Below are 13,818 nucleotides of genomic sequence, written 5' to 3'. Positions count from 1 at the left end.
TGGTCATAAAAATATTTATTAAATCTAAAATAACACGAAGAATCAACCTTCTCAATACAAGGATGTGACGAAAACAAAAAGACGAAATAGTCCGTTAAATGGAAGCGTTTTATATACCCATATTAAGGTAGTATGCCTTAATATGTATTATTTTCACCTATTGCAATAGTAAAAAACGTGCACTGGTGCACGTTTTCAGTTTACCCCTGTTAAGTCATTTAAAACGGTATACTTACCAATAGCTTTATATTTTTCGTATCTTTTTTGAATGATTTGGGCTGAGTCAAGTTCAGATAATTCCTTCAAGGAATAATGTAAAACCTTCCGGATATTATCTGCTTGCTCTTTCACATCTTTATGTGCTCCCCCTTGAACTTCAGTAATGATTTCATCAATCACACCAAGTTCCTTTAAATCTGGAGCTGTTATTTTCATCGTCTCTGCCGCATGCTTGGCTTTAGATGCATCTTTCCACAGAATCGCCGCAGCTCCTTCTGGAGAAATAACGGAGTAGGTTGAATTCTCGAGCATATGAATTCGATCTCCAACCCCTAGCCCTAGAGCCCCACCACTACCACCTTCACCAATGACGATGCAAATGATGGGAACGGTTAAACCTGCCATCTCAAATAGGTTTCTGGCGATTGCTTCGCTTTGACCTCTCTCTTCTGCAGCTTTCCCTGGGTAGGCTCCTTTCGTATCAATAAAACAAACGATTGGTCGATTAAATTTTTCTGCTTGTTTCATTAACCGCAATGCCTTTCTGTATCCTTCAGGATGTGGCATTCCAAAATTCCGGCGAATATTTTCCTTCGTGTCTTTGCCGCGTTGATGACCGATTACCGTGACAGGCTGTTCTTCGAATTTGGCAATTCCACCTACAATAGCGGCATCATCACCAAAAAGTCGATCTCCATGAACCTCAAAAAAATCAGAAAACAGAAACTTAATATAGTCTAGCGTTGTGGGTCTGTTCGGATGGCGAGCCACTTGAACCCGTTCCCATGGTTTCATATTCGAATAGACTTCACTTTCAAGCTTTTGAAGCCTTTCCTCTAATTTCTCAATCTCTAAGGTAAAGTCAACATCTGATTGGTTGGTAAACTCTTTTAATTCTTTGATTTTCTTTTTCAATTCTAAAACCGGTTTCTCAAATTCTAATTCATTAGCCAACTTTGAACCCTCCCTTAAGAATGAATGTCTAGTATGATGGTCATTTTTTCCTTAAGCTCTTGTCTAGAGATTACTCCATCAAGTTGACCATGCTTCAATAAAAACTCCGCTGTTTGAAAATCTTCAGGCAAATCTTCTCGAATCGTTTGTTCAATGATTCTCCGTCCGGCAAATCCAATAAGAGCCCCTGGCTCAGCAAAATTATAGTCTCCGAGAGAGGCAAAACTGGCTGAAACTCCTCCTGTCGTCGGGTGGGTCATGATGGAAATGAACAAGCCGCCTTTTTCGCTAAAATGCTTCAATGCTGCACTTGTTTTAGCCATTTGCATCAGTGAAAGTACTCCTTCTTGCATACGGGCACCACCGCTTGCTGTAAATATAATAAAAGGACACCCACGATGACTTGCTTCTTCAATAGCTCTAGTGATTTTCTCACCTACTACGGATCCCATACTTCCCATGCGAAAGCGAGAATCCATGATTGCAACCACAACTTCATGGTCACTCACTTTGCCAACCCCCGTTACAACAGCTTCATTTAAATTTGTTTTTTCACGGTCTTTTTCAATTTTTTCAATATACCCTGGGAATTGTAAGGGATTTTCTGAAATTAGCTCTTTATCTAATTGGCTAAAGGACCCGACATCAATAAAACTTTTAATCCTTTCATCACTACTCATCGGATGATGATAATGACAATGCAAGCAAACCTTACAATTTTTTTGTAATTCTTTCCTATACATAATTTTGCGACAACTTGGACATTTAGTCATAATACCTTCTGGCACATCTTGCTTTGCCGATTCTGATGGTATTGTGGCATACTTTTTCTTCTTACTTTTCGAAAATAATTCCTTGAGCAATGTGAATCCCCCTTGTCCAGTAATATTCAACAAATAGGTTAAAAACAGTTAACCTCCTGATAGCCTGTCAACTATCAACTGGCTTTTCCGAATAGGCCTGCCTTTACAATGTAACGGAAAGGTACATAAAATAATGTTGCAAACTGTCAGTACTCTTACGACAAATTTTTTATCGCTGAAAATTCAGTTAATATTTTTTCTGAGTTTTGATTCAGGAGTTCCTGTAATAAGATAATCCAATGTGTTTTTTCTTTCTCATTCATCGATTCATCTTCTTTGTTTGCATAATCCTGCAAGACCAACCAAATTTTAAATAATAGGCGGTTATGATGAAAAGAGAAAAGGCATTGCATGACTTCATTTCCACTCATTTGATTTTTTTCGACCTTATCAATCAATTCGTTAAATTCATCTGATAGGGGTTCATTCACAGCACGTTTTTGTAAGGAATGTATACATTCAAATTCTAAAAAAAACTTGGTTTGTTGAACATCCTTTTGAGCTTGCTCGTCTTGTAGAATAAACATCCCCAACAATTCAACTAAGTGATGATCTCGGAAATCTCTTAAAAACGTGCCTTCACCTCTACGAGTTTCTATCAGCCCTAAAAGTTCTAATGCTCGAAGTGCTTCTCTAACAGAGGAACGCCCAACTTGTAGGCGCTCCGTTAACACTCGTTCTGATGGTAACTTATCTCCTGGTTGCAGATGTTCGTCCGAAATAATTTCTTTAATCTTTTGGACAATATCTAAATAGATTTTATTAGTCAAGTTACTGATCATCCTTACCAATAACGGCTAGGTCCATTGTTCGATTATACACATCCTCTGGATCTGCTTTGATTCGTGCAACCCCTGTTTCCATTGCAACTTTAGCAACAGCTGCAGCGACTGCTGGTGCAACTCTTGCATCAAACGGGGCAGGAATAACAAAATCACTATCAAGCTCTTCTTCTGTGATTAATCCAGCGATTGCTCCAACAGCAGCTTGTTTCATTTTTTCATTAATATGAGTGGCACGTACGTCTAATGCACCTCTGAAAATTCCAGGAAAAGCTAGTACATTATTCACTTGGTTTGCAAAGTCAGAACGTCCTGTCCCTACAACCATTGCGCCCGCTTCCTTTGCTTCATGCGGCATGATCTCAGGAACGGGATTTGCCATAGCAAAAATAATGGAATCGGAATTCATAGTGGTCACCATCTCTTTAGTTAATGCACCTGCGACAGAGACACCAATAAAAACATCGGCTTGTTTGATAACATCCGTTAACGATCCCTCTTGTTTTCCTAGGTTTGTAAACTTAGCAACTTCTTCTTTAATCTTGTTCATGCCAATTGAGCGTCCTTCAAAAATTGCGCCATTTGAATCACACATAATAATATCTCGCACACCATAGCTATATAAAAGTTTAATAATAGCAATTCCAGCCGCACCAGCACCGTTAGCTACTACTTTGATTTCTGACATTTTTTTGTTCACAAGTTTTAAGGCATTAAGTAGACCTGCAACTGTCACAATGGCCGTACCGTGCTGGTCATCATGAAAAACAGGAATATTTGTTTCTTTTTTTAAGCGCTCTTCAATTTCAAAACAACTGGGAGCAGCGATATCTTCTAGGTTTATTCCTCCGAAATTAGGTTCCAATAATTTGACTGTTTCAATAATTTTCTCGACATTCGTCGTATTCAAACATATAGGAAATGCATCTACCCCGGCAAAACTTTTGAATAAAACAGCTTTTCCTTCCATCACAGGAAGTGCAGCTTCGGGACCAATATTTCCAAGACCAAGTACAGCAGTTCCGTCTGAAACAACAGCCACCATATTGCCTTTCATTGTATATTCATAAACCGTTTCCGGCTTATCATAGATTGCTTTACAAGGCTCTGCAACACCTGGTGAATAAGCTAAGCTCAAATCCTTTGCATTTTTCACTTCGACTTTTGATTTGGATTCTAGCTTGCCGCGATTCACTCGATGCATATGCAGCGCTTCTTCTCTTAGTGACAATACATTCACTCCTTTGTCCATTCCCTAGTTGCTCATTCTTCTTTTACATAGTGGTCTGACCACGCAGTTCTCTACCAAAGTATAACAAAACTTATTCACAAGTAAAGAAAAAAATAAATTTCTACCATCAAGCATGCACCGCTTTCCCTCCGTAAAGTGACACGTTTACATTGTCGTATTTTAGAGGGCTCACCGCTGCGTCAATATTGAAATTATCCCAAATTTTCTCTTACACTTTGAAGGATTTACTTGATGGTCTTTTGGTTTACATAGTTGTTAATGAAATTACTAGTCAATGGAATTCCTGGACTTCTATTTTTAATGGATTAAAGATTAATTCGAAAAAAGTCCTACTTAATTACTATATTATCTTTGCCAATCATGCCAATTAGTTCATCTGATAAACTCGGTAGTAATTTGACAAAGTTCTGCTTGGACAACTGAACTGTCCGTTCTTCTTTTTCATAATAAATCACTACAGGTGTATTTCCTTTGAACTTCAATAAAACGGATTGAAGTTCTTCTGCTACCGACTTTTCATCCAAAGTTGAAGGAATTCTAATAAAAAGTTTCTGCTGGTGCTGAACAAGAGCTGTTGCCTCTTCCATATTCGTGACAGTTTGAACGATAAATTGTTTTTTGTCATGACGCTGATCCACATGTCCCTTTAAAAATAAGGAGATTCCTTCCTTCAATAAATGACCATATGTTCGGTAAGCATCTGGAAAAACCACGCCTTCCATAATCGCTGTTTTATCACTTATCCCAATAAACGCCATAACATCACCTTTTTTTGTGCGAATCGTTTTCGCTTCTGCTAGGTATACAATAACACCTATTTGCTTCTTGCTAATTGGTGCATGAAATAGAGATTCTGTCTGAAGTGATAAGGCCAGTTGATCGTAAATTGAAACAGGATGAGCTGATAAAAACAAACCGGTCGCTTGATTCTCAAAAGTCAATTTATCTTCAATCGTCATAGCATCAACTTCAACGTATTTGGGTTTTAGCATTAATGCTTCCTCTTCATCATATAATGCAAACTCACTCTCTTTTGGACTCACAAGTTCAACATGATCTAATGCTACATCCAAAGTTGCTAGTAGGGTTGCACGATCTTCGCCGAATTCATCAAGGGCACCTGAAAAAACGAGGGCTTCTAATATTTTTCGATTCACAGCTTTTCCAGAAGTTCTTAAGCAAAAATCAAATAGATCTTGAAAAGGCTTTTCCTTTCTAGCTTGGAGAATTTGTTGAAGTGCCGTTTTCCCAATCCCTTTGATAGCACCTAAACTGAAACGTATCTTGTTTTTTTCTACTTTGAAAAAAAAGTGACTATTATTGATGGAGGGAGGCAAAATTTCAATTCCCATTTGCCTCACTTCCTGTGCATAGCTAGAGATTTTTTCTTCATTTCCAATAGCGGACGTTAGTAAAGAAGACATAAAGAAGGTAGAGTAATTGGCTTTTAAATAGGCGAGTTGATATGAAATCATACTGTACGCAACTGCATGACTTCGGTTAAATCCATAATTGGCAAACTTGACAATTAAGTCATATACTGACTCTGCTACCTTTTTGTCATATCCCTTATTTAAGGAGCCTGCAACAAAGTGTTGCCGCTCTTGAGCTAGCACGTCTTTCTTTTTCTTGCTTACAGCTCTTCGAAGTAAATCGGCTTCTCCTAATGAGAATCCGGCCAATTTTGAGGCAATTTGCATAATTTGCTCCTGATACACGATAACCCCATATGTTCGCTCCAGAATAGGCTCAAGGTCTTGATGAGGATAGTGAACCGGTTCTTTTCCATGTTTACGTCCGACATATGTAGGGATATTTTCCATAGGACCCGGTCTAAAGAGGGCATTTACTGCCACAATATCTTCAAATGAATTTGGTTTTAATTCTTTTAGTACTTTCCTCATACCCTCTGATTCAAGTTGAAAAATCCCCGTTGTTTCTCCTCTACTTAGTAAAGAAAATGTTTTAGGATCTCCTAGAGGGATATCTTGTAAACTTATTTTTTTTTGACTCAATCGATTCACTGTTTCCAAAATACGCTCAAGCAGAGACAAGTTTCTCAACCCTAAAAAATCCATCTTCAATAAGCCGATATTTTCTAGTATATCCATTGGGTATTGGGTTAAATAAGCTTCTTGTGAACCTTGTTGAAGAGGGACCCAATTTACGAGCGATTGATCACTAATAATGACCCCTGCTGCATGAGTGGAAGTATGTCTTGGTAGTCCTTCTATATGTAAAGCAGTTTCCAAAAGGCGACGATGATGAGGTGATTCTCTTCCAAACTGTTTCAAACCACTTGATTCTTGAATGGATTCCTTCAAGGAAATCCCTATTTTAGTGGGCACTAATCGAGACAAGCCATCTAATTCCTTTGAATTTAACCCAAAAACTCTAGCAGTATCGCGTAGAGCTGCTTTTGCACCAAACGTGCCGAATGTGATGATTTGTGCGACATGTCGCTCTCCGTATTTATGCACAACATAGGCTATCACTTCATCTCGTCTATGGTCAGGAAAATCGATATCAATATCCGGCATCGTGACTCGATCAGGGTTTAAAAACCGCTCGAACAACAAGTCATGTTCGATCGGATCCACATCAGTTATAAACAAAGAATAGGCTACTAGGGAGCCTGCTGCCGATCCACGACCAGGACCAGTTAAAATATTTTGATCTCTTGCATATTTCATAAAGTCCCATACAATCAAAAAATAATCTAAAAAACCCATTTTCTCAATGATGTTCAATTCATAATTAAGCCGCTCTATATAGTTAGTGGTTACATCTTTTATTCGTTGGTGCAGACCTTCCCTGCAAAGTCTTTGTAATTCTTCTGCTCGATTCACATCCCCCGGCAACGGGTATTTGGGCAAGAGAGTTTGTTGAAATTCCATCGTTACATGACAGGCTCTAGCTATGGATATGGTATTTTCAAGAGCATCTACTTCTTCAGAGAATAGCTCAATCATTTGTTCCTTTGTTTTCAAATAGTATTCTTCGGATAATAAAGTCGTTCTATTCTCTTCTGAAAGCTTCACTCCATCTCGAATAGCTAATAAGCACTCTTGAGCGAAGGAGTCACTTTGTTCAAGATAAAATACATTATTCGTTATCGCAAGGGGGGTGTCGGTCTCTTCGGCAAGCTGCTTGATCCATGGAGTGACGGTGTCCTCCTCAGAAAGCGAATGTCGCTGTAAGGTGAGAAAGAACGAATTCTGATCAAATAATTGTTTATATCTCACAACTGTCTCTTCCGCTTCCTTTTTCTTCTCTGAAAGCAAAAGTGATTCTATTTTCCCCTCTAAACCAGGAGAAAGAGCAAATAACCCTCGGCCGTATGCCTTAAGCCAACGCGCAGAAATACCTTCCTTCGACTTCGTACCAATTACTGAGGATATTTTCAATAAATTTTGATAGCCTTCCATTGACTTTGCCAAAAGAACTAAAGGAAATGCAGGTTCCTCTTCTGTTAATTTCACATCGGCAGTCATTCCAATAATAGGCTTAATTCCTTGTTTGATACATTCCTGATAAAACGTCACGGCCCCGTACATCACATTACGATCCGTTAACGCTACGGCAGTAAATTTTTTTTCTTTTGTCTTCGATACTAATGTATGTATGTCAATTGTACTGGTCAATAAACTATAAGCGCTTGACACTTGTAAGTGAACAAACGACATGATCACTCACATCCTTTTCCTATTTTAGTTTAAGGCTGTTTTCGTTTAGATTGTGGCTTTTCGAATAGGAGTGGAATCTTTTATTGGTTTGACTTCGTGCTCTTTTTCTAACGAGAATTTTTTTTTGCTAGACAAATAGCAGGAATTCACACGAAAAAACCTTACTGCCTGTTTTTTCATTGTGACAGGAGAAACATAGTTTACGAAATGCGGAAGTGGCTGCCCTGAGGCGACAGGCAAATGAAGAGCTCGTAGGTGATGCCCGCATCACTGAAGAGTTATTCATTTGACCCGAGCCTCAAGCCAATGCAGCTAGACCACGAAATGCGGAAGTGGCTGCCCAGGGACGGCAGGCATCTGGCAGTACACGCAGTGAAGTCTGCTTCACGTAGTGGGCTGACAAATGCCCGAGTCCCTAGCCAATGCAGCTAGACCACGAAATGCGGAAGTGGCTGCCCTGAGGCGACAGGGAAATGGGCAATTTAATCAAACATCAAATGAATTAGCCACAATGGATACGAAAAGAGCCTTACGAAAAGAGCATAGTTTAATTATAGAGTGTAGGAGAGAAAAAAGAAAATATGTTCTCCTTTTTGATACATCATAAATGTTTGTCTAGTCCCATATAGTGTAGTATCACGAAAAAAAGGGTGATAGGAATGTCTGAAGCTTTTTTCCCAGAATTTTTCAAAAGTTTTTTCATTGCCTTTGGTGTAATTTTAGGAGGGTCTTTTTTAGGGGCATTTAGTTACTTTCTTATGGGACAGCCTCCCTTAACAGAAATGGAAAGATTGTCAAAAATTTTGAGGATTTGGGCCATCATTGCAGCCATTGGAGGAACGTTTGATACTGTTTACAGTTTTGAACGGGGATTTATGGATGGAGAAACAAAAGATTTACTAAAACAATTTTTTTTCATTTTATCTGCACTAGGTGGTGCCCAAGCTGGTATAAAAATCATTGAATGGTTTACTCAGGAGCATATTTCTTAATGCGTATCCCACCTTTATATCACTCTCCTCTTTGGCAGAAATTCTTCTCTGGTGTCATCATTGGGGGTATCTTAAGCTGGGTCATATTTTTATATATGTTTGGAACGCTACAAGAAAAACAATCCAAACTTATTATCGATCAGAAGGGGGAAATCAAAGAATTAAATACTCATATCTTGATTTGGCAGGAGGATGTAAATAAATTAAATGAACAGAATCAAAACGCCTTAATGGTTCAAGATGTACTCGTTACAATTTCAAATGGTTCCAAATATGGATTTGAGAATGAATCCTTAACGATTAATCAAGCTGAGGAAGCCATAAAAAAAGATTTACATTCTCTTGTCGCTAAAAACCTCGAAACCGTTTTTTCTAATAAACAACTAGTCAGGACCATGATTGAAAATAAAACCTTAAGAATAAACGACAAACGCTATCGATTGATGATAAAAGAAATTTATTTTTTTACTACTGTTGAAATTGTAATTGAACTAAAGCTTGACTAAGTTTAGCTGCCTGAAGATTGACTACGTGCATCTTTTCGCATTATTTTTATCTCGATATGCGGAAAGAATAGAGAGTTTCCATCCATTTTTATATTCTAGAGCAACAAAGTATGAGAAAATGGCCAAATAAAAAGATAAAATGACCAAACTGTCGACAGTTTGGTCATTTTAATGCGTTAACTAATCAAGAAGGTCGATATTCCTTTAAGGCAACCTCTAAATCATTCATAACATCTTGCGCTTCATTCCAAGAATAAATGGAGGCTCCAGCTGCCAATGGATGGCCACCCCCGTTGTATTTTTTTGCGATTGAGTTAATAACAGGACCTTTTGAACGAAGTCGAACTCGTATTTGATCCTCTTCTTCAATAAAGCAAATCCAGGCACGAACCCCTTTTACACTCCCAAGCGTACTCACTAGCAACGACGCTTGAGCCGGAACTACATCAAATTCATTTAGAAGCTCTTTTGTTAACGTGACAGAAGCTGCTCCACTTTCTTTCATCTTGAAGTTCTGGAGAATATAACCTTGAAGCTTTAACACCTTCGCATCCATTTCATACATCTCATCAAATAGTTCATTTCGATTAAAATTATAACGGATAAGCTCACCGGCGACATCAAAGGTTTTTTGAGTTGTACTTGGATATAAGAAGCGTCCTGTATCACCAACGATTCCAGCAAAAAGCAATCTTGCACCTTCATCTGTCAGCACCAAGCCTTGTTCTTGACCAAACAAATAAAACTCATAAATCATTTCGCTGCATGAGCTTGCCGATGTGTCAACCCATAAAACATCTCCATAAGGATCTTCATTTGGATGATGATCAATCTTAATTACTTTGTCGGCCATCGTATATCGTTCATCACAAATTCGTTCTGCATTGGCGGTGTCACAAACAATAACTAAAGCCCCAGAAAACACTTCATCAGATATATTATCCAGCCTTCTTAAATATTGAAGAGATTCCTCTTCTCTTCCTACGGCGTAAATGGTTTTATCTGGAAATGACGAAGTTAATATTTCTACCAACCCTCCTTGTGACCCGTAAGCATCAGGATCTGGTCGAACATGACGATGAACAATGATCGTATCGTACTGTTTAATAGTATCTAAGATTTGAGATTTCATTGTATTCTCCTTTAATCTTTTTAGTTTCTGTTTGGCATTCTGGTCCTAAAGGTTTACAATAAGGACGAATATTAGTGCGAAAATGGAGGATTCAGATATGCAAGTGCTTGTTATTTTTATTATTTTCTCTTTATCTTTTTATGTATATTATAAAATAAAAAGTATCCGATCAAATTTACCAATGGAGAAGAAATTTATTTCAGGTAAATCGAGTATGGCTTTAGGGGTATTTGTTGCGCTATTCGGCTTGAACCAAATTTACCTTTACCAAACAACAGTTACCTATTTCATTGCGGCTTTATTTTTTATCACAGGTGCGATTAGCATTTGGGGTGGCTGGAAATTGTATCAACATTACTTACCCCTTTATATTCAAGAGTATGAGAAAAACAGACTTTCCTAACCACCAAGGGCAATCAATGATTGCTCTTTTTTTGAGAGCATTTCTGCTTTATTTTTGAATTGAATGGTGTAGATAGCAGATATGGTGGTTTTATCCTCCTCAGGGCGAGCCACTTTCGCTTTTCTTGATCCAGCTGCTGTGGCTAGCAGCTATGGGACAAATAACATCCAACTCCAAAGGTCAGGACCTTCTCCGTTGGATAACATTTGCCCGCCACTGCTGGGCAGCCACTTTCGCTTTTCTTGATCCAGCTACTGTGGCTAGGGACTCGGGCATTTGTCAGCCCACTACGTGAAGCTGGCTTCACTGCGTGTTCTGCCAGATGCCTGCCGTCCCTGGGCAGCCACTTTCGCTTTTCTTGATCCAGCTACTGTGGCTAGCAGCTATGGGACAAATAACATCCAACTCCAAAGGTCAGGACCTTCTCCGTTGGATAACATTTGCCCGCCGCTGCTGGGCGAGCCACTTTCGCTTTTCTTGATCCAGCTACTGTGGCTAGGGACTCGGGCATTTGTCAGCCCACTACGTGAAGCTGGCTTCACTGCGTGTTCTGCCAGATGCCTGCCGTCCCTGGGCAGCCACTTTCGCTTTTCTTATATAAATTGGCAGGTCATTAGGGCTTTTCCTACTATGGTTCCTTCGTTGAATACTTCTACGTCTACTTTTCCAAATTTTCTTCCGGCTTCTAAGACTTTTGGATGAATCTCAATGCTGCTTTCCATTTGTACTGGTTTAATAAAATAAATCGTGATATTTTCAACGACTAAATCTCCTTTTTTTAATGACTTCAATACACGATTCGCCGCTTCTGTTAAGAGGGTTGTTAGCACTCCATACGATACTGTTCCAAGTCCATTTGTCATTTGCGGGGACACTTGAAACGTATAACACTCTTCTGAATTATTATCATCCTTCACTCGTAAAGAGTTTGTAATCGTATCATCGATTGTCTCACCTACTTGTGGTTGACGCTGAATCATTTGTAATGCTTTTAATACGTCTTGTCGACTAATAATCCCTTGCAGTCTATGTTGATCATTGACAACGGGAAGAACTTCAATTCCTTCCCATATCATCATATGAGCAGTTGAAGCTACGCTTGTCTTCATATTGATTGTAATAGGAGGCTTTGTCATTACTTTTTCAATCTTGAGTTCATGGGCTTTCCCTAATATATCTTTGGAAGTAACCATTCCGAGGATTTTCTTATTTCTATCGACTACTGGATAACGGCTATGTGAAGTGGTCAATTTGAGCTGATGCCATTTGGCCACATCGTCTTCTAAAGCTAAAAATGCCGTTTCCTCTATCGGTGTTAATATATCTTCAACTAAGACAATTTCTTTTTTTATCAACTGGTCATAAATGGCACGGTTAATCATGGTTGCGACAGTAAAAGTATCATAACTTGTCGAAATAACCGGAAGCTCTAATTCATCCGCTAAACGCTTTACATTATCTTCTGTATCAAAACCACCTGTGATTAAGACCGCTGCACCGGCAAGTAACGCTTGTTCATGTGCTTTCGTTCGATTTCCGATGATCAATAGATTATCAGTCCCAGTGTACCTCATCATCGCATCTAGCTTCATCGCTCCAATGACAAATTTATTTAAGGTTTTGTGCAAACCCGCTCTGCCACCTAGTACTTGTCCTTCAACAATTTTAATGACCTCAGCATACGTAAGCTTTTCTATGTTTTCTTTTTTCTTGCGTTCAATCCGAATAGTTCCTACCCGTTCAATCGTACTCACGTAACCTTTCGTTTCAGCATCTTTTATGGCTCGGTACGCTGTTCCTTCACTAACCGTTAAATTTTTGGCGATCTGCCTTACAGAGATCTTTTCTCCTACCGGAAGTGAATCAATATATTGTAAAATCTGTTCGTGTTTTGTTGCCAAACTTCTCACCTTCCAAACCGAGCTTATGAATTACTCCTATTATAAAGTGAAAAGCCTGAGGATTCAATTTCTCGTTATCATCCTAGTGATTTCATTTTTTGTTCGCGTCTGTTCCGACGAGTCGTTTTTTTAACATGTTCGCTATTGGTGCTGCTAAAGAGCAAGGCAGATAAATTGCCAGCAATGACGAGCAAGGCAAACGCGATCCAGGTGATGGAAAATATCCCTTCAGTATTCGTTGTGCTTAACGTTAACCTTGGGGCCGCATAATACATCATGACCCCCGCTAGCAACAAACATAATAAATAGCGCTGCATCAAATAAATCTACTCCTTTCCTTCTGTTATTATATGTATGCTCGTCTTTTGTTTTTTTTCATATGAAATAAAAAAAGAGAAATCCCCAAGTAGGAATCTCTCAGATTGATTAGAGGTAATGGACATCTCCCGGATTCATTACTCGACCATTCTTCTCCTTTAATAATTCAAGGAAGGCATGTGGATCTTGTTTAATGGGAGGAAAAGTGTTGTAGTGAATTGGGACGACTTTTTTAGCTTGAAGAAACTCAGCTGCTAAGGCTGCATCTTCTGGACCCATCGTATAATTATCTCCGATTGGTAAAAATGCTAGATCAATTTTATGCTGTTCTCCAATTAATTTCATATCAGAAAATAACCCTGTGTCTCCAGCATGGTAAATGGTTTTTCCTTCAGCCATAAATAAAATCCCAGCTGGCATTCCGAGTGGAATCATTTCTTGTTTTTCCGTTATATAAGTGGAACCATGAAATGCTTGGGTTAATTTTATTTTTCCAAATTCAAAATTATACGCCCCACCTATATGCATTCCGTGGGTATTTTTCACTCCTTGAGTGCCTAAATAAGTCGCAATTTCATGATTAGCAATCACAAGCGCATAGGCTCTTTCAGCTAATTCCACGGTGTCGCCAATGTGATCATTATGACCATGGGTTAACAATATGAAATTGGGAGCTTCCCTTTCTGCCTTTAAGTCTGTTAAATCATTTCCTCGAATAAACGGATCGATTATGATGCTCATTCCAGCTGTTTCAATTTTCACAACCGCATGACCATGGTACGAAATTTTCAATACATTCAACCTCCTATT

14 protein-coding genes are annotated in these 13,818 nt (G+C 38.8%); 4 read left to right on the top strand and 10 right to left on the bottom strand.

Annotation, left to right across the window (positions count from 1 at the left end; all coding sequences use genetic code 11):
• Positions 1-195: 195 nt before the first annotated feature.
• The 5 genes from accA to dnaE form a co-directional block, all read right to left on the bottom strand.
• Complete coding sequence (gene accA / locus U8D43_RS16240) at positions 196-1,173, bottom strand: acetyl-CoA carboxylase carboxyl transferase subunit alpha (protein WP_335872237.1); 978 nt, start codon at positions 1,171-1,173, stop codon at positions 196-198.
• A gap of 14 nt (positions 1,174-1,187) precedes the next feature.
• Complete coding sequence (gene accD, locus U8D43_RS16235; protein WP_335872236.1) at positions 1,188-2,036, bottom strand: acetyl-CoA carboxylase, carboxyltransferase subunit beta; 849 nt, start codon at positions 2,034-2,036, stop codon at positions 1,188-1,190.
• Between the two features lie 155 nt (positions 2,037-2,191).
• Positions 2,192-2,806 carry a FadR/GntR family transcriptional regulator gene (locus U8D43_RS16230; protein WP_335872235.1) on the bottom strand — a complete coding sequence of 205 codons (615 nt, stop codon included), beginning with the start codon at positions 2,804-2,806 and terminating at the stop codon, positions 2,192-2,194.
• A 1-nt stretch (position 2,807) separates the two neighbouring features.
• The gene (gene ystJ, locus U8D43_RS16225; protein ID WP_335872234.1) at positions 2,808-4,049 is read right to left on the bottom strand and encodes an NADP-dependent malic enzyme; all 1,242 of its coding nucleotides are present in this window, start codon (positions 4,047-4,049) and stop codon (positions 2,808-2,810) included.
• Between the two features lie 350 nt (positions 4,050-4,399).
• A complete protein-coding gene (dnaE, locus tag U8D43_RS16220; RefSeq protein WP_335872233.1) occupies positions 4,400-7,756 on the bottom strand; it encodes a DNA polymerase III subunit alpha in 3,357 nt (1,118 codons plus the stop codon).
• A gap of 403 nt (positions 7,757-8,159) precedes the next feature.
• On the opposite strand from dnaE, the gene U8D43_RS16215 reads away from it, so the two are divergent.
• From U8D43_RS16215 to ytrI, 3 genes are read left to right on the top strand one after another with little or no spacing between them, the layout of a single operon-like run.
• The gene (locus tag U8D43_RS16215) at positions 8,160-8,363 is read left to right on the top strand and encodes a hypothetical protein (RefSeq protein WP_335872232.1); all 204 of its coding nucleotides are present in this window, start codon (positions 8,160-8,162) and stop codon (positions 8,361-8,363) included.
• Between the two features lie 52 nt (positions 8,364-8,415).
• The gene (gene ytrH / locus U8D43_RS16210) at positions 8,416-8,748 is read left to right on the top strand and encodes a sporulation membrane protein YtrH (RefSeq protein ID WP_335872231.1); all 333 of its coding nucleotides are present in this window, start codon (positions 8,416-8,418) and stop codon (positions 8,746-8,748) included.
• A complete protein-coding gene (gene ytrI, locus U8D43_RS16205) occupies positions 8,748-9,254 on the top strand; it encodes a sporulation membrane protein YtrI (RefSeq protein ID WP_335872230.1) in 507 nt (168 codons plus the stop codon). Before ytrH ends, ytrI begins: the two co-directional genes overlap by 1 nt.
• Before the next feature lie 184 nt (positions 9,255-9,438).
• Here ytrI and U8D43_RS16200 read toward each other — a convergent pair whose 3' ends face one another.
• Positions 9,439-10,386 carry a DHH family phosphoesterase gene (locus U8D43_RS16200; RefSeq protein WP_335872229.1) on the bottom strand — a complete coding sequence of 316 codons (948 nt, stop codon included), beginning with the start codon at positions 10,384-10,386 and terminating at the stop codon, positions 9,439-9,441.
• 97 nt (positions 10,387-10,483) lie between these two features.
• Here U8D43_RS16200 and U8D43_RS16195 point away from each other — a divergent pair, with 97 nt between their 5' ends.
• Complete coding sequence (locus tag U8D43_RS16195) at positions 10,484-10,789, top strand: YtpI family protein (RefSeq protein ID WP_335872228.1); 306 nt, start codon at positions 10,484-10,486, stop codon at positions 10,787-10,789.
• 376 nt (positions 10,790-11,165) lie between these two features.
• Here U8D43_RS16195 and U8D43_RS16190 read toward each other — a convergent pair whose 3' ends face one another.
• From U8D43_RS16190 to U8D43_RS16175, 4 genes are all read right to left on the bottom strand, one after another.
• The gene (locus U8D43_RS16190) at positions 11,166-11,300 is read right to left on the bottom strand and encodes a hypothetical protein (protein WP_335872227.1); all 135 of its coding nucleotides are present in this window, start codon (positions 11,298-11,300) and stop codon (positions 11,166-11,168) included.
• 82 nt (positions 11,301-11,382) lie between these two features.
• The gene (locus U8D43_RS16185; protein ID WP_335872226.1) at positions 11,383-12,690 is read right to left on the bottom strand and encodes a DRTGG domain-containing protein; all 1,308 of its coding nucleotides are present in this window, start codon (positions 12,688-12,690) and stop codon (positions 11,383-11,385) included.
• A 77-nt stretch (positions 12,691-12,767) separates the two neighbouring features.
• Complete coding sequence (locus tag U8D43_RS16180) at positions 12,768-13,007, bottom strand: hypothetical protein (RefSeq protein ID WP_335872253.1); 240 nt, start codon at positions 13,005-13,007, stop codon at positions 12,768-12,770.
• 109 nt (positions 13,008-13,116) lie between these two features.
• A complete protein-coding gene (locus U8D43_RS16175) occupies positions 13,117-13,800 on the bottom strand; it encodes a metal-dependent hydrolase (RefSeq protein ID WP_335872225.1) in 684 nt (227 codons plus the stop codon).
• Between the last annotated feature and the right edge of the window lie 18 nt (positions 13,801-13,818).

The organism is Bacillus sp. 2205SS5-2 (assembly GCF_037024155.1).
In the GTDB taxonomy this organism is placed as follows: domain Bacteria; phylum Bacillota; class Bacilli; order Bacillales; family Bacillaceae_K; genus Bacillus_CI.
This window is presented reverse-complemented; position numbering and strand designations above follow the sequence as displayed.

Bases quoted from the DNA above. Each gene is read 5' to 3' on its own strand.
- dnaE (WP_335872233.1), bottom strand. From the start codon at position 7,756: ATGTCGTTTGTTCACTTACAAGTGTCAAGCGCTTATAGTTTATTGACC.
- U8D43_RS16215 (WP_335872232.1), top strand. From the start codon at position 8,160: ATGCCCGAGTCCCTAGCCAATGCAGCTAGACCACGAAATGCGGAAGTG.
- ytrH (WP_335872231.1), top strand. From the start codon at position 8,416: ATGTCTGAAGCTTTTTTCCCAGAATTTTTCAAAAGTTTTTTCATTGCC.
- ytrI (WP_335872230.1), top strand. From the start codon at position 8,748: ATGCGTATCCCACCTTTATATCACTCTCCTCTTTGGCAGAAATTCTTC.
- U8D43_RS16200 (WP_335872229.1), bottom strand. From the start codon at position 10,386: ATGAAATCTCAAATCTTAGATACTATTAAACAGTACGATACGATCATT.
- U8D43_RS16195 (WP_335872228.1), top strand. From the start codon at position 10,484: ATGCAAGTGCTTGTTATTTTTATTATTTTCTCTTTATCTTTTTATGTA.
- U8D43_RS16190 (WP_335872227.1), bottom strand. From the start codon at position 11,300: ATGCCCGAGTCCCTAGCCACAGTAGCTGGATCAAGAAAAGCGAAAGTG.
- U8D43_RS16180 (WP_335872253.1), bottom strand. From the start codon at position 13,007: ATGCAGCGCTATTTATTATGTTTGTTGCTAGCGGGGGTCATGATGTAT.